The sequence below is a fragment of the Nocardia sp. NPDC055165 genome (assembly GCF_053606985.1).
Map to the genome: position 1 here is coordinate 76,263 of NZ_JBSGSS010000005.1, position 23,248 is coordinate 99,510.

Below are 23,248 nucleotides of genomic sequence, written 5' to 3' on the forward strand. Positions count from 1 at the left end.
TTTCGTGGATGTTCACACTCTGCCACAGCCCGCCGACAACGCCCGGCAAGGCGATAGCATCGACGGCTGTGGCGAGGACGGATTTCGGCATCCTGGTGATCGGCGCGGGTCAGGCAGGGCTTTCTGCCGGTTATCACCTGCGCAAGCTCGGGCTGGTGCCCGAACGCGATTTCCGCATCGTCGACCACGCACCCGGCCCCGGTGGCGCCTGGCAGTTCCGGTGGCCGTCGCTGACTCTGACCACCGTGAACCGGGTGCACGACCTGCCGGGAATGTCCTTCGCCGAGACACTGCCGGCGGGATCGGAGTCGGCGCGAGCCGCCAGCGCGGTGCCGCACTACTACGAACTCTACGAAAAGCGCTTCGACCTGCAGGTTCAACGGCAGGTGACGGTCAAAGTCGTCTGCGATCGGACCGCCGACGGGCAGAGCTGCGCGGGCCGAGGCGAGGTATTGCAGGTCGAAACCGAGGGCGCGGGCACTCTTCGCACACGAGGTCTGATCAACGGCACCGGCACCTGGGAGCACCCGTTCATCCCCCGATATCCGGGCGCCGACACCTTCGCGGGCCGCCAGTTGCACACCCGCGACTACCGCACGGCCGACGAGTTCACGGGCAAACATGTCGTCGTCGTCGGCGGGGGCATCTCGGCGGTGCAGTTACTCGACGAAATCTCGCTCGTGACCTCCACCACATGGGTCACCAGGTCGGAGCCGCGCTGGCGCGAAACGCCGTTCGCCGAGCAGGACGGGCGCGACGCGGTGGCACTGGTGGAGGACCGCGTCCGGGCGGGTCTGCCGCCGGGGTCGGTCGTCTCGGTGACGGGCCTACCGCTCGACGACCGTTTGCGCGCCGCCCGCGAGCGGGGTGCGCTGCGACGGCTGCCGATGTTCGAGCGGATCGAGCCCACCGGCGTGCGCTGGGCCGACGGCAGTTTCCAGGCCGCCGATGTGATTCTGTGGGCAACCGGTTTCCGCAGCTCACTGGATCATCTGGCGCCCTTGCGGCTGCGCGGACCCGGCGGCGGGATCACCATGACCGGGCGGTTGGCGACGCAGGTGGCCGTCGACCCGCGCATCCATCTCATCGGCTACGGGCCCTCTGCCAGCACGATCGGCGCCAATCGGGCGGGCCGGGCGGCCGCCCGCGAGCTGACCGGTTTCCTCGGGCTCAGTCCAGACCGGCACTGAACGTCGACGGATCGGCGCCGACCCGCTTGCCCGAGTCGAGGCGGCTGATCGACTCCATCGCCTCGGCATCGAGTTCGAAGGTGAACACATCGAAATTCTCGGAGATCCGCGACGGCGTGACCGACTTCGGGATGACGATATTGCCCAGCTGCAGGTGCCACCGGATGATCACCTGCGCCGGGGTGCGGTCGAGCTGCTCGGCGATGTCGACGATGGTGGGGTTGCCGAGCAGCGTGCCCTGCCCCAGCGGGCTCCACGCTTCGGTGGCGATCGCGTGATTGGCGTCGTATTGCCGCAGGTCACGCTGGGACAGCGTGGGATGCAGTTCGATCTGGTTCACCGTCGGGATCTCGCCCGCGTCGGCGATCAGGGTCTCCAGATCGATCACCCGGAAGTTGGAGACACCGATCGAGCCGATCCGGCCCTGCGACTTCAGCGCCTGGAACGCGCGGAACGTGTCGACGTAGCGGCCTGCCGACGGAACCGGCCAGTGGATCAGATACAGGTCCAGATAATCCAGGCCGAGGCGCCCCATGCTGGTATCGAAGGCGCGCAGGGTGCTGTCGTAGCCCTGGTCGGCGTTCCACAGCTTGGTGGTGATGAAGAGTTCGTCGCGGGGGATCCCCGATTCACGGATGGCGCGGCCTACGCCTTCCTCGTTGCCGTAGACCGCGGCCGTGTCGATACTGCGGTAGCCGACCTTCAACGCCTCGGCCACCACCCCGGTGACGTCTTCCGCGGGCACCTGGAACACACCGAAGCCGAGCTGTGGGATCACGTTCCCGTCATTGAGCACGATGGTGGGGACAGGGCTGCTCTCGCTGCGGAAGGTCACCCTCTCGAAGGTAGAAGTGGTTGGGTGCGGCGTCAACGACGGCGCGTCGCGTGTTTCCCCGTACCGAGAAGCGGGGCGCTGGTCAGGGGATTGCCCGCGATTCAGTACACAGCTCCGGCCAGTCCGATTCGCCGGTATCGGCGCTGCCTCAGCGTTCGCAGTTCGGCGGGCTCGTAGGTGCGCAGCGCCGCCAGTTCGGCGGCGATCGCCAGGACCGTGCGACGGGCGAAGGCCACCGGTTCGTCGGCGGCATCGGGGTACTCCTCGACGATCCGGTCCACCACACCGTCTTCGAGCAGATCAGCCGATCTGATGCCTTGCGCGGCAGCCATTTCCGGTGCGTGCGCGATATCGCGGAAGACGATGGCGCTCGCCCCTTCCGGCGGCAGCGGAGCCAGCCAACCGTGCCTGGCGGCGAGCACCCGGTCGGCGGGCAACAGCGCGAGCGCGCCACCGCCGGTGCCCTGGCCGAGCAGCACGGAGACGGTCGGGGTGTCGAGGGTGACGAGATCGGCCAAACAGCGGGCGATTTCGGGGGCGAGCCCGCGTTCCTCGGCCTCCTTGGACAGGGCGGCGCCGACGGTGTCGATGACCAGCACCAGCGGCAACCGCAGTTCCCGCGCCAGGACCATCGCGCGCCGCGCCTCGCGCAGGGCGGCCGGGCCCATGGTGTGCTCGCCCTCCTGACCGGATCGGTCGTGCCCGAACACGACACACGGTTGACCGGCGAACCGGGTGAGGGCGAGCAGGACAGTGCGATCGGATTCACCACGGCCGGTTCCGCTGAGCGGAACCCGTTGTGTCGTATGGCGAAGCAGGTCCCGAATGCCCGGCCGGCCGGGCCGCCGCGAACTGAGCACCGAATCCCAGGCACCGGCAGCCGGATTCGACGGGGTCGACGGACTACGCACCGGCGCAGCCCAACCCGGCTCGGTCGTCATCGGAACGACAGCGCCTGCGGCGACGCTCATCGCCCGGTGCGCGATCCGCCGGAACACCTCCACCGTCACCACACCGTCGATCACACCGTTGCGATAGAGGTTCTCCGCCGTCTGCACGCCGGGCGGAAACGGCCTGCCGTACAAGGCTTCGTACACGCGAGGACCCAGAAACCCGATGAGCGCGCCGGGCGCGGCGAAGGTGATGTGCCCCAGCGACCCCCACGATGCGAACACCCCACCCATCGTCGGATCACGCAGATACACCAGATACGGATGCCCCGCCGACTTGTGTACGGCCACCGCACCCGCGATCTTCACCATCTGCACGAAAGCGACTGTCCCCTCCTGCATCCGCGTGCCGCCGGAGGTCGGCGAGGCGATCAGCGGCAGCCCGAGTTCGGTGGCGCGCTCGACGGCACACACGATCCGCTCGGCCGCTGCCACCCCGATCGATCCGGCCAGAAACGCGAACTCGCAGGCGATCACGGCCACTCGCCGCCCGCGCAACAACCCCTCCCCCGTCAGCACCGCCTCATCGGTCCCCGCCCGATCGGCCGCCGCGATGAGGTCCTGGCGATACCGCGGTGACACGGCGGGCTCGATCGGCGCCCGGTCCCAGCTCACGAAAGAGCCCGCGTCGAGCAACTGGCCGAGTAAGTCATCCGCCGACATCCGCACGCTCCGAGCGTAGCCGGACAGGTTCGGCCACAGTCACGAGATCACAGCAGAGCATTGGGACATCTTGACAATATGTTGTGTTTTTACAACACTTCATTAGGTGAGCCCAGTCAGACGAGGGGAAACCCTGCCGATCTTCAATCGCATCGCGGTGTTGCGCGCGGAGCATCGGATGAGCCGGGCGGCGCTTGCCGAGGCCGTCAACGTGAATGTCCAGACGATCGGCGCGCTCGAGCGTGGCGATCACTATCCGAGTCTCGATCTGGCGATGCGCATCTGCGATGTGTTCGCGCTACCGATCGAAGTCGTGTTCTCCCGCAAGGAATTCGGGCCGTTGTCGGCCGAGCTCTACCCACGCACGAAAGGCGAGACGCCATGACCACCACGCTCATCGACCGCTACCAGAACTATCGGGTCCGGCGCTGGCTCGTGCAGGAACAACGGACAGCGGGGATGCTGAAGAGCTGGCGGTCGCTGCGTCGACGGCGGATTCTCGTGGTGATCGTGACGATCGCGCTGCTCGGGATCGCGGTCGCCGGAGTGATGCGCGCGCTCGACCTGTTCGGGGCGCCAGGGGTCGCGCTCGTGTCGGCACTGGTGTTCCTGCCGAGCTGGACGATGTTGCGGATCGCTTCGGGCGGCCAGGATCACGCACCCGACCAGATGCTCGACGAACTGGAGATCTCCGAGCGCAACAAGGCCCGCTCGGCGGGACTCGCGCTCACCCAGTCGCTGACCATGGCACCGTTGGCATACCTGATCTTCGGCAGCGCGTTCTCACCGGAGGCCGACGCCTATCGCATCGCCTACGCGGGCGGATTGATGATGCTGGCCACGATCATGGCCGGCGGCTGTGCACCGGCGATGATCCTCGGCTGGACCCGGCCCGATCCCGAACCGGAGTCCTGAAACCCTGGTCCTGAACGAAGAGCGGGGCTGCGGCCTTCATCGCAGCAGCCCCGTCCATCGGTGCAGAGACGCGAGCTCAGTAACCCTGCATGACCTTGCGCAGCGCGTACTCGGTCAAGGCGACCAGGGCCTGCTTGGCCGGTTCCCGGCGACGGGCGTCGATCGACATGATCGGCACGTCGGCGGGAACCGCCAGGGCCTGGCGGATGTCCTCGAGCGGGTACTTCGGCGCGTCGTCGAACTCGTTGAGCGCCACCAGGAACGGCAGTCCGCGGGCCTCGAAGTAGTCGACAGCGGCGAAGCTGTCTTCGAGCCTGCGGGTGTCGACCAGCACCACGGCGCCGATGGCGCCGCGGATCAGGTCGTCCCACATGAACCAGAACCGGTACTGGCCCGGCGTACCGAACAGGTACAGGACCAGGTCGTCGGCGAGGCTGATACGGCCGAAGTCCATCGCCACCGTGGTGGTGGACTTCTGCGGAATACCGGTCAGGTTGTCGATTCCGGTACTGGCGTTGGTGACCAACGCCTCGGTGCGCAGCGGAACGATCTCCGACACCGCGCCGACCATCGTGGTCTTACCCACACCGAAGCCGCCGGCGACCACAATCTTCGCCGAAGTCGGCTTGGCCGTGCGGGTATCGACCTGCGCCGTCGAATCAAATACGCCGGAGTCCACTGAGAACCCTTTCGATCAGCTCGCGACGTTCATCGTCGCTGGAATCGTCTTTCAAAGTTGCCGAAACCCGGACGTGGCCGGCCTCGATCAGATCGGCTACGAGTACCCGGGCCACCCCGATCGGGATGTACAGCTGGGCAGCTATCTCGGCAACGGACGGCGATTGCCTGCACAACTCCACGATGGACGTTTCGAGGTTGTTCAGTTCGTACTGCCGCTCCATGGCGACCGGATGCGATGCGACGAGTGCCTCCAGCGCCAACTCGACCGCCGGCCTGGTGCGGCCGGCAGTCAAGGAGTACGGGCGGACGAGGCTGGGCTCGGCGCTCCCCATGCGGTGATCGTCTATGTCCATCCCACCATCAGGAACCCATCGTGACGCGCGGGGTGGCCTGGACCGTCTGGCCAACGCGCTCGACCAGAAGTGCCATTTCGTAGCCGACCTGACCGATGTCACACGAGGTGTTGGTCAGGACCGCTAGGTAGGAGCCGTCGCCGACTGCCATGAGCAGCAGGTATCCGTGCTCCATCTCCACGACGGACTGGAGTACCGTACCGCCTTCGAACAGATTCGACACGCCGACGGAAAGGCTCGCCAGTCCGGCGGTCACCGCGGAGAGCTGTTCTGCGCGGTCGACCGGGAGCTGAGCGCTCGCGGCCATCAACAGTCCGTCAGCCGAGACCAGGACGGCATGGGCTACGCCAGGAACCTCGTTGGCGAAGTTCGAAACCAGCCAATCCAGCTGACGGTTCGTACCACCTAGATCGGGGTTCATCGGTCTCCTTTATCTCCGGTTAGGTTCATTGCCTTCATTGCGCGGCCATCCCGGACGCCCTGCTGGTGACGACTCAGGCTGTTGCGGATCGTGGCGGGATCGCGTTGCTGCGGAGTGCGATCGGCGGTGCCGCTCACACCACCCGGCACAAGCCTCCCGCCCGGACTGCGCTGAGGCAAGCCGGCGGCGGTACGCACCTCGGACTGGGCTTCGCTCGCCGCGCGAGCAGCCTCCCAGCCGTCATCACCGGGTGATTCGAAGGACGCGGCCATCTGGTTCCGGTCGGAATTCTCGTCCGTGAGCCACGACGACATCATCTCCGCGAAGATCGGTGTTCCGCCCATCACGGAATCACCTTCCGGTGCCGGCTGCAACCTGGTCTGGAAGAACGACGCAGCCTTGACCGGATTGGACCGGAAGCTGTGCCGACCCGGATCACGCCCTGCCGACGCAGCGTTATCCGGCCCCGCAGGGTCCCGATCCCGTTGCGGCAGAGCCACTCCTGGCCCGGCGTTCGCCTGCGGTACAACACTAGCCCCGGGATCGCGCTGCGGCAGCCCATTCGGCGCAGCCGCGCGTTGGGGCAGGCCGTTGGGCGCGTCCCGCTGCGGTTGACCCGCGGCCGGAGCGCGCTGGGGCAGACCGTTGTCGGCCGAATCCTGCTGCGGCGCAGGGGTTGCGCGCTGGGGCAGACCATTGGCCGGACGGGCGGGCTGGGCACGCTGTGGAAGTCCGCTGGCCGGATCACGCTGCGGCAGACCGCCGGTCTGCTCACGCTGCGGCAGACCATTGGACGGATCACGCTGCGGGAGGCCACCGGTCTGCTCACGCTGCGGGAGGCCGTTGGACGGGTCGCGCTGCGGCAGACCGCCCGTCTGGTCCCGCTGCGGTAGGCCGGTCGACGGATCACGCTGCGGCAGGCCACCGGTCTGCTCACGTTGTGGGAGACCACCGGTCTGATCGAGCCTGGGCAAACCACCGGACTGATCCCGATGCGGCAGGCGCGGCGCGGGATCGCGCTGCGGCAGGCCGCCGGAGGCATTGCCCCGCTGCGGGAGTCCGGTCGACGGGTCACGCTGCACGGGCTCGGAATCACGCTGCGGCGCAGCGCTGCCCTGACCACGCTGCGGCAACCCGGTCGACTGCGCCGGATCACGCTGGGCGTTCGCGGCATCGCGCTGCGGTAGACCCGTTGCCGGGTCACGCTGCGGCAGGCCACCGGTCTGTTCCCGCTGCGGGAGGCCGGTCGACGAATCGCGCTGCGGCAGACCCGTTGCCGGGTCACGCTGCGGCAGTCCGCCGGTCTGCTCCCGCTGCGGTAGCCGCGGCGACGGATCGCGCTGCGGCAGACCGACCGAAGGATCACGCTGCGGGGCGCCATTGGCGCCCGGCGAACGCTGCGGCAACCCACCGGGGGTGCTCCCCCGCTGCGTCTGTGCCGAATCGCGCTGCGGCGGTGCCATATCGCGCTGGGGCGGTGCCGCGTCACGCGGCGACTGCGCGGAATCCCGCGACGGCGCGCCGTTCGCACCCGGCTGACGCTGCGGCAGCCCACCACCGGCCTGCGGCGGCCCACCGGGCTTCTGCTCACCCGGGCCCTGCTGGCCCGGCCCGGCGGGCGGACGCTGCGGCCCACCCGGCGCCAGGTTGCGCTTGGGTAGGTTCGCCGCGGCGAGCTTGCCGCGCTGCGGCACGTTCCCCTGGCCCGGCGCGGGCGGACGCAGCGACGGCGACGACTGCTCGTTCGCGTCCTGGGCCACGCCCGAAGCCATCGAGTTGCCCGGCTGACGTTGCGGCAGCCCACCACCGGCACCCGCCGGCGGCGCGCTGGTTCCGGGATCCACGGTGACCATCACGTTGCCACCCGGGGTGCGGGTGATCGCGCGGGTCTGCATGGTGCTGCTCGGCTGCTGCTGCTGCTGCGGGTTCGGTCGCTGCTGCTGCGGTGCGGGCGAGTTCTGCTGCTGCACCTGCTGCGGCGGCACCACCGGGCCACCGGCACCGGCGACGATGAGGCCGACCGGCACGTGCACGGTGACGGTGACGCCCGGATCGCGCGCGGTATCGAAGGTCGGACGCAGGCGCACGGTGAGACCGTGGCGCTCGGCCAGCCGGCCGACCACGAACAGACCCATGTGGCGGGCGGTGTCGGGACCGGGCTCCGCGGTCTGCTCGAGCCGGTGGTTGATCTCCGACATCTCGGCAGGCGGCATACCGATGCCGCGGTCGGCGACCTCGATCAGCAGACCCTGGTCGTGCGCCTGGGCGAAGGTGAACTTGACGTCGGTCTCCGGCGGGGAGGCCCGCAGCGCGTTGTCGAGCAGCTCGGCGAACAGGTGCGCCATATCGGAGGCGGCCGGTTCGACCAGCGAGCCACGCGGTGTGGCGCCGAGCTTGACCCGCTCGTAGTCCTCGACCTCGGAGATCGCGGCACGCAGCACGTCGGCGATCTCGACCGGGGCCGACTTGGTGCGACGCTGCTTGGTACCCGCGAGAATCAGCAGGTTGTCACCGTTACGGCGCATGCGCGCGGCGAGGTGGTCGAGCCGGAAGAGGTTCTCGAGCAGGCGCGGGTCCTTCTCGTCGTACTCCATCGCCTCGATGAGGGTGAGCTGATGGTCGACGAGCGACTTGGACCGGCGGGCCAGCGTCTCGAACATGTCGTTGACCTGCGAACGCATCTGCGCCTGGTCGCTGGCCAGACGCAGCGCCTGACCGTGGATGTCGTCGACGGCGCGGGCGAGCTGGCCGATCTCCTCGTCGGAGCGCACCGGCATCGGCTCGAGCGGCACGTCCTCGGGCGCGGCACCGTTGCGCAGCTGGGCGACCTCGTGCGGCAGATCGGACTCGGCGACGCGCAGCGCGGCCAGCCGGAGGCGGTGCAGCGGCACGATCATCGAGCGGGCGACGAACACGGCGAGCAGCAGCGCGGCCAGGATCGTCGCGATGACGACAGCGGTATAGGTCCAGGCACCGGTGGCGGCCGCATCGGTGAGCTCGTCCATCGAGACCTCGATAGCCTTGGTGGCCTCGTTCACGACGCCTTCGTAGGCCTGCAAACTCGAGTAGAGCGAGGTACGCAAGTCGCCGACGGGCAGCTTGCCCGCGGACACCTCGGGACTGCTGATCAGGTTCGCCCGGATATCGGCCTGAGCCTTGAGGTCGGCGATCACCCGATCGCCGTCGGGGAAGCGGTTGGACAGCACATCGAGCAGATGGCTCTCGGTCGCGACACCGGTGAGGAAGGTCTGCGCCCCGGTGTCCTGCCCACGCAGCATCCCGGCCAGACCGGCGAGCTCGTCGACGAGCACCGAACGCGTGTTGAGCGAGTCGACCAGACGCAGCTTGGCCGTGTCCATCACCGGATCGCTCACCTGAGCGATGGTGGACTCCACGATGCTGACGCTGTCCTGGGTCATCTGCTCGACCCCGGAAAGTACCGGCTCGGCGGACGTCGACAGCGCCTTACCCTGCGCGCGCACGTTCTTGGCCTGCTTGACCATCCGCTCCAGCGCGCCGTGCGCGGCAGGCAGATCGGTCAGCCGACCGAGCGAGGTCTCGGCCGCGGCGACGGCGGCGTCGAGATCGGCGAGGTCCTTGTCGGTGACCAGGGTGACCCCCGGACCGGCCGGCACCAACTGACTGCCGGCCACCTTCGCCGTGCCTGCACTCAGCGCGGTGACCGTCGGAATCGTGTCTACCTGCTCGTTGATACTGGAGAGCCGGTTGGCCTCCGAGAACTCGGAGGTAATTCTCGACACGCCGAGCCCGACCGCGACCGCGAGTGGCACGGCAAGCACGGCCGTAACCTTCCAACGCAGGTCCCAGTTGCCGAGCGCCCAGCGTTTGCTGCCGGACCTAGCGGCGTCACGCATCTCCCACTCACTTTCCAAACTGGCCTCGTACCGTACGCCTGAGGCGAACCTCCACAGGCGCGATGGTGGCTCGCCAGTGGCTGCTGGCCGAGAACTACGGCTGGCCGAGAAATTGCGTCTACGACTGCCCGAATAAGTGACATCGGATTCTAACGGATCAATAACTTCTTGGCTGACTCCCGGTAGAGGTCCGCTCGATGACCAGCCCGTTGTAGGCAAAACCAAAGGTCGCGGCACCCCCTCGGGTGTCGCGTGAAGTCTGCCACAATCATCTGGATCTATCGAGCGGGCATCGAAGCGAGGCTAGGGAGTCACGGGGTTGGACACCGAACACGAGTACCGGCCGGTCTATCAGACCAGCCTGGTCGACCCAGCCGACTTCTGGTCCGCCGCAGCTCAGGGCATCGAGTGGGATGTCGAACCGCAGCAGATCGTCGATGCCGCCGATAAGCGTTCGGCCCGGTGGTTCCCCGATGCCCGCCTGAATACCTGCGTGAACGCCCTCGACCGCCACGTCAGAGCGGGCACTGTCGACCAGGGTGGACACGCCGATCAACCCGCCCTCATATATGCCTCCGCTATGACGGACACCACCACGATTTACACCTACGCCGAATTGCTCGACGCGGTGGCCGAGTTCGCGGGAGCCATGCGCGATCTCGGTGTGGTGGCCGGTGATCGGGTGGTGATCTATCTGCCGATGATTCCCGAAGCGGTGATCGCGATGCTGGCCTGTGCCCGCATCGGCGCGGTGCACTCGGTGGTGTTCGGCGGGTTCGCCGCACCCGAGTTGGCCGCCCGCATCGACGACGCCGAGCCGGTCCTGATCATCACCGCCTCGGGCGGGCTGGAACCCAACCGCCGCATCGACTACCCGCCGATCGTGATGGCCGCGCTCGACCTCGCCGAGACCGCGTCGGTACGCACGGTGATCGTGAAGCAGCGGCCCCAGTTCACGACGATCGAGTTCCCGGCCGCCCTGCCCGCCACCGACGTGCTGCCGTCTTCGGAGCAGACCGTCGCCGCGCGCTGGGTCGATTGGGACGACTGCGTCGACGGCGCGGCGCCCGCCGATCCGGTCTCGGTGGCCGCCACCGATCCGCTCTACATCCTCTACACCTCCGGCACCACCGGTAAGCCGAAGGGCGTGGTGCGCGACAACGGCGGACACGCGGTGGCGCTGGCCTGGTCGATGCGCAATATCTACGACGTCGGCCCTGGTCAGGTGTTCTGGGCCGCCTCCGATGTGGGCTGGGTCGTCGGCCACTCCTACATCGTCTACGCACCCCTGCTGGTCGGCGCGACGACGGTGCTCTACGAGGGCAAACCGGTTGGCACCCCCGACGCGGGCGCGTTCTGGCGGATCGTCGACGAGCACGACGTGCGGGTGCTGTTCACCGCGCCGACCGCGTTGCGCGCGATCCGCCGCGCCGACCCCGACGCCACCGCGGCCCACCGTCACGACCTGTCCCGGCTGCGCGCGCTGTTCTGCGCGGGCGAGCGCCTGGATCCGGCCACCTTCGACTGGGCGACGAACACCCTGCTGGCCGATCATCCCGACACCCCGGTGGTCGATCACTGGTGGCAGACCGAGACCGGCTGGCCGATCTGCGCCGACCCGCTCGGCGTGCAGGAACTGCCGGTCAAGCCCGGTTCGGCGAGTGTGCCGGTGCCCGGCTACCGGCTGCGCGTGCTCGACGCGAACGGCAACGCGGTTCCGGCCGGGACCGAGGGCAACATCGTCATCGGGCTGCCGCTGCCCCCCGGCTGCCTGACCGGGTTGTGGCGCGACCGGGATCGCTTCATCCGCTCGTACCTGTCGGCCTTCCCCGGCCATTACCTCACCGGCGACTCCGGCTACTTCGACGAGGACGGCTATCTCTACGTCCTCGGGCGCAGCGACGACGTGATCAACATCGCCGGGCATCGCCTGTCGGCGGGCAGCATCGAGGCCGCCATCGCCGGGCACGAGGCCGTCGCCGAATGCGCGGTGATCGGCATGCCCGACGAGCTCAAGGGCAGCCTCCCGCTGGCCTATGTGGTGCTCAAGCAGGGCGTCGAGATCGACCAGCAGCAGTTGCGCGCCGAACTCGACGACCGGGTGCGTGCCCAGATCGGGGCGATCGCCACCCTGCACGACTCGATCATCGTCACCGGATTGCCCAAGACCCGTTCCGGCAAGATCCTGCGCAAGACGATCCGCCAGCTCACCGCCGGTGAACACGTCGAAACCCCCGCCACCATCGAGGACCCCCACGTCCTCACCGCCCTGGCGGACCGCATCCTCGCCAACCCACCACTGGGCAGCATCACGCCGACCGCCACCCCCGAACAGGACAACGATCCAGTCTCGCCGACCCCGTAGACATCCGAGGTCTTCGCAGCCCCGCAGGGGCGTCTCGGCCGCCTCGATCCGGACTGACCAGAGGGTGCGACGAAGGAGTGCCCGCCGGGAGGGAAGATCGAGGCCACCAGGCCGAGACCCCGCGGCGCCCGCGCCGCCAGAAATATAAGCTCACCACGTGACTTCCTCTACCGTTCTCGTCGTCGATGACGACGAGGACGTTCTCGCCTCGGTCGAACGCGGCCTGCGACTGTCCGGTTTCCGGGTGCTGGTCGCGCGCGACGGTGGTGCCGCGCTGCGCGCCGTCGCCGAGCAGGCGCCCGACGCGGTGGTCCTCGACATGAACATGCCGGTCCTCGACGGTGCCGGGGTGGTCACGGCCCTGCGAGCTATGGGCAATGACGTGCCCATCTGCGTGCTCAGCGCCCGTGCTTCGGTGGACGACCGGATCGCGGGTCTCGAGTCGGGCGCCGACGACTACCTGGTGAAACCGTTCGAGCTGGCCGAATTGGTGGCCAGGATCAAGGCCCTGCTGCGCCGCCGCACCGACACACCCGAGCCCGTGGCGCCCGGCGCGCTGACGGTCGGGCCGTTGCTGGTCGATGTCGCGGGGTATCGCGCACTACTGCACGGGCGCGAAATCGAGCTCACCAAAAGGGAATTCGAATTGCTGTCGACGCTCGCCCGGAATGCCGGTGTGGTGTTGACGCGAGAACGACTGCTGGAATTGGTGTGGGGTTACGATTTCATAGCCGATACGAATGTGGTGGACGTGTTCGTCGGATACCTGCGCAGGAAACTCGAAATAGATGACACGCCACGGATTTTGCACACGATTCGCGGGGTGGGTTTCGTACTCCGGGAATCGAAATGATCTCCGAACAACCGCTGAAACGTCGTCGCAGACAATCGTTTTCGCTCCGGACAAGAGTCGCGGGGGCGGCTGCGGCGGGCGCCGTCATCATCGTCACGATCGCCGCTTTCGTGGGTTTTCAAGCAATCGAGCGCAATAATGTCACCCAAACCGATCAGCAACTGGAAATCGCTTCGCGCATCGTGCTGATCGAGCCGGTGCTGGCAACCGGGTTCGTCAACCTGACCGGATTGCAGAACACCATGGCGCTCACGGTGCGCGACGACGGCCAGGTGACCGCGTCGAGCTCGACCCAGCTGCCGGATCTGCCCCCCGGCTCACAGACCGTCGAGCTGAACGACCAGCCCTATCGGGTGCTCACCACCACCGAGAACCAGCCCGCGGGTCGCACTGTCTCGCTGGCCATTCCGACCACCGAGGCCACCAAGGCCACCGACGACCAGCAACGCTGGGTCCTCGCGGGCGCGGCGATCGCGGTGGCGGCTGCGGCGGCGCTGGGCTGGCTGCTCGCCGGGCGTGCGGTCGGCCCGATCGTGAAGCTGACCAAGCAGGTGTCGGCCCGCAGCACGGGCGGTGGGCCGGACGAGCACGACCGCCCGGTCGACGGTTCCGGTGTCGACGAAGCGGTGAAGCTGGCCGACGCGGTGAACACCATGCTGGCCCGCGTCGACCAGGCCCAGGCCGAGACCGCCGCCGCGCTGGAAACCGCCCGCGACTTCGCCGCCGTCTCCGCCCACGAACTGCGCACCCCGCTCACCGCGATCCGCACCGACCTCGAGGTCCTGCGCACCCTCGACCTCACCGACGACCAGCGTCGCGAGATCCTCGACGACCTCGCCCGCAACGAGACCAGGGTGGAAACCACCCTGTCCGCGCTGGAACGGCTCGCCCGCGGCGATCTCACCGCCGAGACCGATCACGTCCCCACCGATGTCGCCGACCTGTGCGACCAGGCCGCCCACGACGCCATGCGCCACAACCCCGGTCTGGCGGTGCGCATCGACACCGACGCCGAGCTGGTGACCCGGGGCCTGCCCGCAGGCCTGCGGCTGGCCGTCGACAACGCGCTCACCAATTCGGTGAAGCACGGCGGCGCCACCGCCGCTGTCGTGTCGGCGCATCGCACCGCGCACGACCGGATCGTCATCGCCGTCGACGACAACGGCACCGGCGTCGCGCCCGGCGAACGCGAGGCGGTCTTCGCGCGGTTCGCCCGCGGCGCCAACGCCGCCAAGGGCGGTTCGGGCCTCGGCCTCGCGCTGGTGGCCCAGCAGGCCCAGTTGCACGGCGGGCTGACGTACTTCGAGGACAGTCCACTCGGCGGCGCCCGTCTCGTCATCGACCTGCCCGCGCGACCGGCCCGGTAGAAACACGAAAGCCCCGCACCCACGATGACCGTGGATGCGGGGCCGAGCTCGCTACTTACTTGTCGCTCTTGAAAGCGTCCTTCACTCTGCCCGCCGCGCGCTCGGCAGCTTCCTTCACGTTGGCCGCTGCCTTCTTCGCTTCCGCCTCGATCTTCTCGCCCTCGGCCTTGGCCTTGGCTTTGACATCGTCGGTGTCGGACATCGAACCTCCACTCTCGTGAGTTCCGCGCCTGATCGGCGCGGGGTGAAGACACTCGCGAGAATACCGCACAGTTAACAACCAGCGACTGAAGCTGGAATCAGGGGAGAACCTGCGGGATCGACTCCGGGATGACCAGGCCGATCACCGCGCCGAGCACCGCGCCGGTGATCGCGAAGGAGACGCCCGAGGTGAACGCGCACAGGAAGTAGCCGATGATGAACGCGGCCAGGCCCGGGATGCACAGGATCGCCGCGGTCAGGAAGCCGATGGTGGCACCGGCGGCCGCACCGTTCTGGACGGGGTCGTGGTTACCGGCCTCGGGGTTGGTGGCGATGCTCTTCAGCTCGTCGGTGGTGGCGGCGGACAGCTGCGGGGCGATCTGCAGCGTGCGGCCGTCCTCGGAGACGACCGAAGCCAGCGCGATGTTGTTGCCACCGACGGTGGTCATCGTCAGCGGCAGCTCGCTGACCTTGTCTCCGGTGGCGGAGATGACCGCGACATTGGTGGAGTCGGGCGAGAGCACGAAGCGGCCGTTGTCGACGGTCGCGGAGACGGTGCGCAGGTCCGGCGAGACGGTGGTCTTGTAGCCGACGCCGTCGGCGGCGCCTTCGCCTGCCAGCCCGGCGGCGATCTCGGCCTGACGCGCGACGGTGACATCAGCGGCCGCGGTGCCCGTGGTGACGAGCGACGCCGCGACGACCAGCGGCAGTGCGGCGAAGACCGCACGGCGACCCGCGCGAGTGATGTTGTGGCTGAACATGTTCGGTTCTCCCTCCCGATGCTTCCGAAGAATCCCCGAACCCCCCGGACGAATCGAAAAAATCTCGATGTCGATTGACTCGAGAGTTGTACCGAACCACTACGGTGTTGCGGAATATGTTGTGACACAAGGCATAGTTTGAACAGGTAGCTATCGATCGGCGATCGCGCGCAGTACTCGACCGGCATACCGGCAGCTACCTTGAACAGCCCTTCCTCAACGAACTCTCAGACATCTCCCACGTCCGGCACCGAACTCCGGGATACCGTCGCCGATGTGATCGACAAACGCGCTCGCCTGCTCTGCTTCACCACTGCTCTCGCGCTGGCGGGCGGTGCTGTCGCCTGTTCCGGCAAGGATGCCGCACCGACCGGGATCGCGCTCGTCAACGCTGATTCCGGGCCGACCGGCGAGCGTGTGGCCAAGGCGGTGCAGGATGCGGGTGGCTATGAGTGGACCGTCGCGAAGCCCGGTGAGATCGACGCGGGCGACTACGCCGCCGTGATCACCCTGCCCGCCGACCTCACCGCGTCGATGGCCACCCTCGCCACCCCGGAACCCAAGCGCGCCAAGGTGACCGTCGCCACCCACGACGGCGCCGACACGAACACGGTGAACGGCGCGGTCGACGTGGTGACGCACCGGATCGGCGCGTCCGGCGTCGACGCGGCGCTGGCCGCGGTCTCGCAGGCACGCAACCAGATGACCTCGGTCCAGTTCACCGCCCAGCTGCTCAGCGCGGGCGTGAACGCCGCCGCCGACGGTGCGAGCCAGTTCAGTGGCGGTGCGGAGCAGATGCTCGGGTTCCTCGACTTTGCGAAAGAGGGTGCGGGCCAACTCACTTCGGCGATCGAGCTGCTGAACCAGACCGTCGACGGCGCGGCGAAGCAGGCGACCCAGCTGGCCGATGCCCTCGGCGCCACCGGCGTCACCATCGCCGGCGTCCAATCCAGCGCGGCCGCCATGGGCTCCGGCCTCGACCAGATCCTGCCCCTTCTGAAAGCCCTCCCCTTCGCGGGCGACCCGCAGCTCGCCGACATCATCACCAAACTCGAAGCGCTACGCGGCGTATCGACCCAGGCAGGCACCCAACTCGACGGCCTCAGCGAATTGACCGGCGCCGCAGTCGATCCCAACACCGACCTGGGCACCCTCCTGCGCACCGTCGTGGCCCGCCTCAACAGCGCCCGCGACCAGCTCACCCAGGGCGCCGAACTCGCCAAGGGCCTACCCACCCTCGCCGAACAGGGCGGCGCCCAACTCCTCTCGGCCGTCGAACAACTCACCGGCGGCGTCGGCGCCCTGCAGAACATCGTCGGCAACCTCAACACCCAAACCGGCAAGGCCCTCGAGGCCCTCCCCCCACGAGGCCAGTCCCAGCAATCCGCCCTCGCCCTCGCCCTCACCGACCCCGTCGAAGTCGTCCGGGAGTGACAGCACTACGGCCCGGTCGGTTTCGACCGGGCCGCAGGGGTTTTCAGGGTCAGGGCAGGACCTGCGGGATGATGTGCGGTGCGGCCACGCCGACCACGGCGCCGATCAACGCGCCGATCAACGCGTTCGGGAGACCTACCAGGCCGACGCACGGCAGGTAGAGGATCATCGTGGTGATCATCGGGATGCACACGACGGCGGCGACGAGCGCGCCGATGCCGGCGCCGATGGCGGCGGCGTTCTGGATCGGGTCGGGGAATTGCGCGGTGGGGGTGGTCGCGATGGTCTTCAGTTCGTCGCTCGCCTCCGCGGTGGGCCGCGGTGTCACCGTCATGCTTCGCCCGTCGGCCGCGATCTCGGTCGCCAGGGCGATCACATTGCCGCTGACCGTGGTGAACGAGGTGGGGACCTCCCCGATCGGATCGCCGGTCGCGGACTCGACGATGACCCGGGCCCGGTCGGGTGCGAGCAGGAACCGGCCCTCCTCCACCGAGGCGGCTACGGTGCGCAGGTCCGGCGCGACCGTGGTGCGGTAGCCCTGCCCCGCACTCGACAATCCCGCCGCGTACTGCGTCTGCTGGTCGACCTCCGCAGACGCGACCCCGGCCACGCTCACCGCCACGGCGATGGGCAGCGCCACGGCCAGCGCACGGCGAACAACCTTGTGTTGGAACATGATCGAGAATCTCCCTCCCGAAACTCCCGAAGAACCCGGCCCCGGGCGAATCGAACAAGTCACTGTCATGGACAACGCATTGGAAACGAATCACACGGGAGCCGTTGGGCTCCGTCATACGCGGGGCACATTACCCCGCGGCTCGCGAGGCGGGTGCCTTACCCCTGAAACAGCAACGGCCCGTGCCTCCCTGAGGAGGCACGGGCCGAAATGCGGTGAGATCAGTTCGCGTTGAGCAGGTCGATCACGAAGACCAGGGTCTTGCCGGAGAGCGCGTGGCCCGCGCCCGCGGCACCGTAGGCGAGGTCCGGCGGGATCACCAGCTGACGACGGCCGCCGACCTTCATGCCGGGGATGCCGTCCTGCCAGCCCTGGATCAGGCCGCGCAGCGGGAAGGTGAGGGACTCGCCGCGATCCCAGGAGGAGTCGAACTGCTCACCGTTGTCGAACTCGACGCCGACGTAGTGCACCTCGACGGTGCCACCGGCCACCGCTTCTTTGCCTTCGCCCTCGATGAGGTCGGTAATGACGAGCTCGGTGGGCGCGGGGCCCTCCTGGAATTCGATCTCCGGCTTGGTCATGCGGGCTATCCCCTTCGATAGATTGCTGTACCCAACAAAGTTGCCGACAACGGCGGATCGAAACTAGCGGTTGTCGATCGCGCGGTAGTCGCGTTCACCGTAGCCGGTGTAGATCTGGCGCGGGCGGCCGATCTTCAGCGGCTCGGAGTGCATCTCACGCCAGTGCGCGATCCAGCCGGGCAGCCGGCCCATCGCGAACAGCACGGTGAACATGCGGGTCGGGAAGCCCATGGCCCGGTAGATGACGCCGGTGTAGAAGTCGACGTTCGGGTACAGACGACGCGACACGAAGTAGTCGTCGGTGAGGGCGGCCTCTTCGAGCTGCTTGGCGATGTCGAGCAGCTGGTCGTCGCCGCCGATCTTCGACAGGATCTTGTCGGCGGCCTGCTTGACCAGCGTCGCGCGCGGGTCGTAGTTGCGGTAGACGCGGTGCCCGAAGCCCATGAGCTTCACGCCGTCTTCCTTGTTCTTGACCTTGCGGATGAATTCCTTGACGTCGCCGCCGTTGGCCTTGATCTCGTCGAGCATCTCGAGCACGGCCTGGTTCGCGCCGCCGTGCAGCGGGCCCCACAGCGCGTTGATGCCACCGGACACCGAGGTGAACAGGTTGGCGTCGGAGGAGCCGACGAGGCGCACGGTCGAGGTGGAGCAGTTCTGCTCGTGGTCGGCGTGCAGGATCAGCAGCATGTCGAGCGCGGCGGCGACCTCGGGGTCGACCTCGTAGGGCTCGGCCGGGAAACCGAAGGTCATCCGCAGGAAGTTCTCGACCAGCGACAGCGAGTTGTCGGGGTAGAGGAACGGCTGACCGACCGACTTCTTGTACGAGTACGCCGCGATGGTCGGCAGCTTCGCCAGCAGGCGGATGGTCGACAGCTCGACCTGCTCGGGATCGCGCGGGTCCAGCGAGTCCTGGTAGTACGCCGACAGCGCGTTCACCGCGGACGACAGCACCGGCATCGGGTGCGCGTTGCGCGGGAAGCCGTCGAAGAACCGCTTCAGGTCCTCGTGCAGCAGGGTGTGGCGACGGATGCGATCGGTGAAGTCGTCGAGCTGGGCCTGGGTCGGCAGCTCGCCGTAGATGAGCAGGTAGCTGACCTCGATGAAGGTCGAGCGGCCCGCCAGCTGGTCGATCGGGTAACCGCGGTAGCGCAGGATGCCCGCTTCACCGTCGATGTAGGTGATGGCCGACTTGGTCGACGCGGTGTTCATGAAACCGGGGTCATAGGTGACGTAACCGGTGCTGGCCAGCAGCTTGCCCAAGTCGAGCCCGTCGTTACCCTCCGCGGCCTTGGTGACCGAGATCGGGAACTCGCCACCGGGGTACTGGAGTACCGCCTTGGCGTCTTCGGTGACGTTGGTGATGTTCTCAGCGGGCACGGAAGGATCCCTCTCAGGCTAGAACCGTAGGCACCGGTGCGGTCGGCACAGGTGCGCTTGCGCTAACGCTAGCTGTTGTTCGGTCAGGACGAGCAATCAGGGTTGTCCTGCCCTGTTCTCACACCGGTCACGTGCGGCGGTGAGGTCGGCGCAGGGCCGGGGACCTGCGCCGATCCCGTTTTCCACACCATCAGCGCGGCGGTGCCCGACGATTGCCGAGCACACGGATCCGATTCCCGAATCCCATTGCCGCGCAAGTCAATTCACGGCCACGGCGGAGTGCGCGCGAGTGACCCGGTAGCGCACGAAGGCGGGGAAGGCGAGCGCGGCGAGCACCACGCCGATCACCACCAGTACGCCGCCACCGGCAGCCGCTACAGCAGTACCCATGCTCGCCGCAGCGAAACCGTGGGCAACGTCACCGATCCGCGGCCCACCTGCGACGACCACGATGAACACACCCTGCAACCGTCCCCGCATCTCGTCGGTGGACACATTGAGCAACATGGCCGTGCGGAACGCCGCCGAGACCATGTCGACCGCGCCGCCGAACGCCAGGAAGGCCACCGCGATCCACAGCCACACGCCCAGTCCGAACCAGTGCCCGGCCAACCCCACCGCGAGCCCGAAGCCGACCATCGCCACACCCCACAGCGCGATGCACACGATCACCGCCAGTCCCTGCCTGCGTACCCGCGGTATCCACCCGGAGAACACGCCGCCGATGACCGATCCCGCCGCGATGGCCGCGAACAACAGGCCGAGCGCCACCCCGCCTTCGGCCGGATCGTGGAACGTCTCGTGCGCGATCTGCGGGAACAGCGCGCGCGGCATGCCGAACACCATCGCGATGATGTCGACGACGAACGACGCGAGCAGGATGCGCTGACCCGCGAGATAGCGGAATCCGTCGAGTACGGCGCGCAGCCCGGCGCGGCGCTGCTCGCCGGTCGGCGGGAAGGCGGGCAGCCGCCACACTGCCCACAGCGTCGCGAGCAGGGCGATCGAGTCGATCAGATACAGCATCGGCAACCCGATCACGGGGATCAGGACACCGGCCAGCACCGGTCCCGCGATCATGCCGACGTTCTGCACCGTCATGCTCAGCGAACTGGCCGAGGCCATCAGCTCCGGCGGCAGCAACCGGGCGATCAGGGCGCTACGAGTGGGCTGGTTGACCGCGAAGAACGCCTGCTGGGTGGCGAACAGCCCGAGGACGAGCCACACATTGTTCACCCCGAGCGCGGCCTGCACCCAGAACGCCACCGCGGTCAGGCCCGTGCCCGCCGTGGTGATGACGAGCAGGGTGCGCCGGTCCATCACATCGGCGAGCGCGCCGCCCCAGAGCCCGAACACCACCAGCGGAATCAGTCCGAACAAACCGGCCAGCCCGACGTAGCCGGAACTGCCGGTGATCTGGAAGATCTGCTGCGGTACCGCGACCACCGAGAGCTGAGCGCCGATGACGGTGACGATATTGGTCGTCCACAGTCTGCGATAGTCGCGATTACGCAGGGGTTCGGTGTCGGCGAGCAGCTTCACTCAGCGCAGATTAGCCACTGCCGCCCGGTCATCCCATGTTTAGGAGCAGTGACATAGGCCACCGCGCGTTACGGCTGCAAACGTTGGACCGTTGTGGTGTGCCCGTCGATCCGCAGCACGATGCGGTTGTGCAGCCTGCCGCGCCGACCCTGCCAGAACTCCACCTCGTCGGGTCGCAGCAGGTAACCGCCCCAGAACGGGGGCACGGGAATGTCGTCGACATCGGCGAATCGGGCCGTCGTCTCGGCCAGCACGCGATCGAGTTCGGCCCGCGTGGCCACCGGCTGCGACTGCTGCGAAGCCCACGCGCCCAGCCGCGACTCCCGCGGCCGCGCCGCCCAGTACGCCGCGGTCACCGCGGCGGACACCCGCTCGGTGACGCCGCGCACGTGCACCTGCCTGGCGAGCGCGGGCCAGACGAAACTCGCCGCCGCGTACGGGTCGGCGGCGAGCTGGGTGCCCTTGGCCGAGTCGTAGTTCGTATAGAAGGTGACGCCCTCGGGCGAGAGTCCTTTGCACAGGACCGTGCGCGCCACCGGTCGCGGGGCGGGGCCGGTGAGCGAGACCGTGGCCAGCACCATCGCGTTGGGTTCGGCGACTCCGGCGCCGCGCGCCTGCTCGATCCAGCTGCGCAGCAACGGTTCCCAGCCACCGGCCACCCAGGTCTCGTCGAGATCGGGTTCGGTGGCAGCGACGATCAGGGGATTGCCGTAGTCGACACGCATCGCGGCGAGGTCGGGCGCGGTGGTCGCGGCGGGGTCCAGGTCACGCATAGGGGCGAGATTACTCCGCGGTATGTCCGGGTCTAGGGTTCAGAAATATCGGCATGCCCCTGCAAGGAGAGTCACCATGACTACCAGCTCGGTACCACAGGATTTCGTCAGCGGATTGGAAGGCGTGGTGGCCTTCACCACCGACATCGCCGAGCCGGACAAGGACGGTGGCGCCCTGCGATATCGCGGCGTCGACATCCAGGATCTGGTCACCGATCAGGTGACGTTCGGCGACGTGTGGGCCCTGCTGGTCGACGGTGAGTTCGGTCGCGGCCTGCCGCCCGCCGAGCCCTTCCCGCTGCCGGTACACACCGGTGACGTGCGCGTCGACGTGCAGGCCGGCCTCGCGATGCTCGCCCCGATCTGGGGCTACGAGCCGCTGCTCGACATCGACGACGAGACCGCCCGCGAGAACCTCGCCCGCGCCTCGGTGATGGCGCTGTCGTATGTGGCGCAGTCCGCCCGCGGCATCTACCAGCCCGCCGTTCCGCAGCGCAAGATCGACGAGTGCGACACCGTCACCGAGCGGTTCATGACCCGCTGGAAGGGTGACCCGGACCCGCGCCACACCGAGGCCATCGACGCCTACTGGGTGTCCGCGGCCGAGCACGGCATGAACGCTTCCACTTTCACCGCCCGCGTCATCGCCTCCACCGGCGCCGATGTGGCGGCGTCGCTGTCCGGCGCGATCGGCGCCATGTCCGGCCCGCTGCACGGCGGCGCCCCGGCGCGCGTGCTGCCGATGATCGAGGCCGTCGAGCAGTCCGGTGACGCCCGGGCGCTGGTCAAGGGCATCCTGGACCGCAAAGAGAAGCTGATGGGCTTCGGCCACCGCGTGTACCGCGCCGAGGACCCGCGCGCCCGCGTGCTGCGCGCCACCGCCCAGCGCCTCGACGCCCCCCGCTTCGAGGTGGCTGCCGCGCTGGAGCAGGCCGCGCTGGCCGAGCTGCGCGAGCGTCGCCCGGATCGCGCCATCGAGACCAATGTCGAGTTCTGGGCCGCGGTCATCCTCGACTTCGCCGAGGTTCCGGCGCACATGATGCCCGCGATGTTCACCTGTGGCCGGACCGCCGGTTGGTGTGCCCACATCCTCGAGCAGAAGCAGCTGGGCAAGCTGGTCCGCCCCGCCGCGATCTACACCGGGCCCGGCCCGCGCACCCCGGACGAGGTTCCGGGCTGGTCCACCATCTCGCAGCACTGAGTCGTCGAACCGGGCGCCGCGATCTCGGCGCCCGGTTCATTCTCAGCTATTTGCGGTGTCTAATGATTCACCTGCTAGAACGTGTTCGACGAGCACCGCGACAGGTTCGGCGATAACATCCCAGCGAACATGTTCGTGAGGGGTGGATCGTGCACAGCAATGGTTTGTCGCGGCGTCGGCTGTTCGGCGCCTGCGCTGCTCTCACCACCGCGGTTGCCACAGGATGCGCTGTCG

General features: G+C 68.1%; 21 protein-coding genes. 8 read left to right on the forward strand and 13 right to left on the reverse strand.

What is annotated here, in order from left to right:
• Nucleotides 1-8 precede the first annotated feature (8 nt).
• Nucleotides 9-1,190, forward strand: a complete 1,182-nt coding sequence (locus ACWFRF_RS12295) for an NAD(P)-binding domain-containing protein (protein WP_452449975.1) — start codon at nt 9-11, stop codon at nt 1,188-1,190.
• Here the strand turns inward: ACWFRF_RS12295 and ACWFRF_RS12300 are convergent.
• On the reverse strand, nt 1,171-2,025 hold the full coding sequence (locus ACWFRF_RS12300) for an aldo/keto reductase (RefSeq protein ID WP_378990478.1): 855 nt from the start codon (nt 2,023-2,025) through the stop codon (nt 1,171-1,173). The genes ACWFRF_RS12295 and ACWFRF_RS12300 overlap by 20 nt on opposite strands.
• Nucleotides 2,026-2,126: 101 nt before the next feature.
• Nucleotides 2,127-3,638, reverse strand: a complete 1,512-nt coding sequence (locus tag ACWFRF_RS12305) for a carboxyl transferase domain-containing protein (protein ID WP_378990480.1) — start codon at nt 3,636-3,638, stop codon at nt 2,127-2,129.
• A 106-nt stretch (nt 3,639-3,744) separates the two neighbouring features.
• On the opposite strand from ACWFRF_RS12305, the gene ACWFRF_RS12310 reads away from it, so the two are divergent.
• Together ACWFRF_RS12310 and ACWFRF_RS12315 are read left to right on the forward strand one after the other, a co-directional pair.
• Nucleotides 3,745-4,023 carry a helix-turn-helix transcriptional regulator gene (locus tag ACWFRF_RS12310; RefSeq protein ID WP_364578900.1) on the forward strand — a complete coding sequence of 93 codons (279 nt, stop codon included), beginning with the start codon at nt 3,745-3,747 and terminating at the stop codon, nt 4,021-4,023.
• Nucleotides 4,020-4,553: a hypothetical protein gene (locus ACWFRF_RS12315; protein ID WP_378990481.1), complete on the forward strand. Its 534-nt coding sequence runs from the start codon at nt 4,020-4,022 to the stop codon at nt 4,551-4,553. The genes ACWFRF_RS12310 and ACWFRF_RS12315 overlap by 4 nt, the downstream gene beginning before the upstream one ends.
• Before the next feature lie 76 nt (nt 4,554-4,629).
• Here the strand turns inward: ACWFRF_RS12315 and ACWFRF_RS12320 are convergent, their stop codons facing one another.
• From ACWFRF_RS12320 to ACWFRF_RS12335, 4 genes are read right to left on the reverse strand one after another with little or no spacing between them, the layout of a single operon-like run.
• Nucleotides 4,630-5,232 (reverse strand): GTP-binding protein, encoded by a 603-nt coding sequence (locus tag ACWFRF_RS12320; RefSeq protein ID WP_174551063.1) that lies wholly within the window; start codon nt 5,230-5,232, stop codon nt 4,630-4,632.
• Nucleotides 5,213-5,587 carry a DUF742 domain-containing protein gene (locus ACWFRF_RS12325; RefSeq protein ID WP_056818578.1) on the reverse strand — a complete coding sequence of 125 codons (375 nt, stop codon included), beginning with the start codon at nt 5,585-5,587 and terminating at the stop codon, nt 5,213-5,215. Before ACWFRF_RS12325 ends, ACWFRF_RS12320 begins: the two co-directional genes overlap by 20 nt.
• Nucleotides 5,588-5,594: 7 nt before the next feature.
• Nucleotides 5,595-6,008, reverse strand: coding sequence for a roadblock/LC7 domain-containing protein (locus ACWFRF_RS12330; RefSeq protein WP_011207200.1), 414 nt, complete (start codon nt 6,006-6,008; stop codon nt 5,595-5,597).
• On the reverse strand, nt 6,005-9,883 hold the full coding sequence (locus ACWFRF_RS12335; protein ID WP_452449979.1) for an ATP-binding protein: 3,879 nt from the start codon (nt 9,881-9,883) through the stop codon (nt 6,005-6,007). The genes ACWFRF_RS12330 and ACWFRF_RS12335 overlap by 4 nt, the downstream gene beginning before the upstream one ends.
• A gap of 319 nt (nt 9,884-10,202) precedes the next feature.
• Here ACWFRF_RS12335 and ACWFRF_RS12340 point away from each other — a divergent pair, with 319 nt between their 5' ends.
• The 3 genes from ACWFRF_RS12340 to ACWFRF_RS12350 all read left to right on the forward strand — a co-directional run bounded on the left by ACWFRF_RS12340 (nt 10,203) and on the right by ACWFRF_RS12350 (nt 14,468).
• Nucleotides 10,203-12,248: an AMP-binding protein gene (locus ACWFRF_RS12340; protein WP_378990484.1), complete on the forward strand. Its 2,046-nt coding sequence runs from the start codon at nt 10,203-10,205 to the stop codon at nt 12,246-12,248.
• A 157-nt stretch (nt 12,249-12,405) separates the two neighbouring features.
• Nucleotides 12,406-13,101, forward strand: coding sequence for a response regulator transcription factor (locus ACWFRF_RS12345; protein ID WP_101464499.1), 696 nt, complete (start codon nt 12,406-12,408; stop codon nt 13,099-13,101).
• 110 nt (nt 13,102-13,211) lie between these two features.
• Nucleotides 13,212-14,468: a sensor histidine kinase gene (locus tag ACWFRF_RS12350; RefSeq protein ID WP_452449982.1), complete on the forward strand. Its 1,257-nt coding sequence runs from the start codon at nt 13,212-13,214 to the stop codon at nt 14,466-14,468.
• Nucleotides 14,469-14,523: 55 nt separating this feature from the next.
• On the opposite strand, the gene ACWFRF_RS12355 is transcribed toward ACWFRF_RS12350, so the two are convergent.
• Complete coding sequence (locus tag ACWFRF_RS12355) at nt 14,524-14,670, reverse strand: hypothetical protein (RefSeq protein WP_378990486.1); 147 nt, start codon at nt 14,668-14,670, stop codon at nt 14,524-14,526.
• Nucleotides 14,671-14,767: 97 nt separating this feature from the next.
• Nucleotides 14,768-15,430, reverse strand: a complete 663-nt coding sequence (locus tag ACWFRF_RS12360; protein WP_379312424.1) for a hypothetical protein — start codon at nt 15,428-15,430, stop codon at nt 14,768-14,770.
• 276 nt (nt 15,431-15,706) lie between these two features.
• Here ACWFRF_RS12360 and ACWFRF_RS12365 point away from each other — a divergent pair, with 276 nt between their 5' ends.
• Nucleotides 15,707-16,864 (forward strand): hypothetical protein, encoded by a 1,158-nt coding sequence (locus tag ACWFRF_RS12365; RefSeq protein WP_452449984.1) that lies wholly within the window; start codon nt 15,707-15,709, stop codon nt 16,862-16,864.
• Nucleotides 16,865-16,913: 49 nt separating this feature from the next.
• On the opposite strand, the gene ACWFRF_RS12370 is transcribed toward ACWFRF_RS12365, so the two are convergent.
• The 5 genes from ACWFRF_RS12370 to pdxH all read right to left on the reverse strand — a co-directional run bounded on the left by ACWFRF_RS12370 (nt 16,914) and on the right by pdxH (nt 21,813).
• Nucleotides 16,914-17,540, reverse strand: a complete 627-nt coding sequence (locus tag ACWFRF_RS12370; RefSeq protein WP_452449986.1) for a hypothetical protein — start codon at nt 17,538-17,540, stop codon at nt 16,914-16,916.
• A gap of 221 nt (nt 17,541-17,761) precedes the next feature.
• On the reverse strand, nt 17,762-18,121 hold the full coding sequence (locus ACWFRF_RS12375) for an FKBP-type peptidyl-prolyl cis-trans isomerase (protein WP_378990490.1): 360 nt from the start codon (nt 18,119-18,121) through the stop codon (nt 17,762-17,764).
• Between the two features lie 63 nt (nt 18,122-18,184).
• Complete coding sequence (locus ACWFRF_RS12380) at nt 18,185-19,498, reverse strand: citrate synthase (RefSeq protein WP_101464504.1); 1,314 nt, start codon at nt 19,496-19,498, stop codon at nt 18,185-18,187.
• A 258-nt stretch (nt 19,499-19,756) separates the two neighbouring features.
• Entirely contained in the window at nt 19,757-21,040 is a 1,284-nt protein-coding gene (locus tag ACWFRF_RS12385; protein WP_452449989.1) for an MFS transporter, read from the reverse strand.
• A gap of 68 nt (nt 21,041-21,108) precedes the next feature.
• The gene (gene pdxH, locus ACWFRF_RS12390; RefSeq protein WP_387446404.1) at nt 21,109-21,813 is read right to left on the reverse strand and encodes a pyridoxamine 5'-phosphate oxidase; all 705 of its coding nucleotides are present in this window, start codon (nt 21,811-21,813) and stop codon (nt 21,109-21,111) included.
• Nucleotides 21,814-21,889: 76 nt separating this feature from the next.
• Between pdxH and ACWFRF_RS12395 the strand changes: the two genes are divergently transcribed.
• Nucleotides 21,890-23,014 (forward strand): citrate synthase 2, encoded by a 1,125-nt coding sequence (locus ACWFRF_RS12395; RefSeq protein WP_378990493.1) that lies wholly within the window; start codon nt 21,890-21,892, stop codon nt 23,012-23,014.
• The last annotated feature ends 234 nt before the right edge of the window (nt 23,015-23,248 follow it).

Excerpts from the sequence above, each read along its gene's own strand:
- ACWFRF_RS12295 (WP_452449975.1), top strand. The coding sequence starts at position 9 with ATGTTCACACTCTGCCACAGCCCGCCGACAACGCCCGGCAAGGCGATA.
- ACWFRF_RS12305 (WP_378990480.1), bottom strand. The coding sequence starts at position 3,638 with ATGTCGGCGGATGACTTACTCGGCCAGTTGCTCGACGCGGGCTCTTTC.
- ACWFRF_RS12315 (WP_378990481.1), top strand. The coding sequence starts at position 4,020 with ATGACCACCACGCTCATCGACCGCTACCAGAACTATCGGGTCCGGCGC.
- ACWFRF_RS12325 (WP_056818578.1), bottom strand. The coding sequence starts at position 5,587 with ATGGACATAGACGATCACCGCATGGGGAGCGCCGAGCCCAGCCTCGTC.
- ACWFRF_RS12330 (WP_011207200.1), bottom strand. The coding sequence starts at position 6,008 with ATGAACCCCGATCTAGGTGGTACGAACCGTCAGCTGGATTGGCTGGTT.
- ACWFRF_RS12335 (WP_452449979.1), bottom strand. The coding sequence starts at position 9,883 with ATGCGTGACGCCGCTAGGTCCGGCAGCAAACGCTGGGCGCTCGGCAAC.
- ACWFRF_RS12355 (WP_378990486.1), bottom strand. The coding sequence starts at position 14,670 with ATGTCCGACACCGACGATGTCAAAGCCAAGGCCAAGGCCGAGGGCGAG.
- ACWFRF_RS12360 (WP_379312424.1), bottom strand. The coding sequence starts at position 15,430 with ATGTTCAGCCACAACATCACTCGCGCGGGTCGCCGTGCGGTCTTCGCC.
- ACWFRF_RS12370 (WP_452449986.1), bottom strand. The coding sequence starts at position 17,540 with ATGTTCCAACACAAGGTTGTTCGCCGTGCGCTGGCCGTGGCGCTGCCC.
- ACWFRF_RS12375 (WP_378990490.1), bottom strand. The coding sequence starts at position 18,121 with ATGACCAAGCCGGAGATCGAATTCCAGGAGGGCCCCGCGCCCACCGAG.
- pdxH (WP_387446404.1), bottom strand. The coding sequence starts at position 21,813 with ATGCGTGACCTGGACCCCGCCGCGACCACCGCGCCCGACCTCGCCGCG.
- ACWFRF_RS12395 (WP_378990493.1), top strand. The coding sequence starts at position 21,890 with ATGACTACCAGCTCGGTACCACAGGATTTCGTCAGCGGATTGGAAGGC.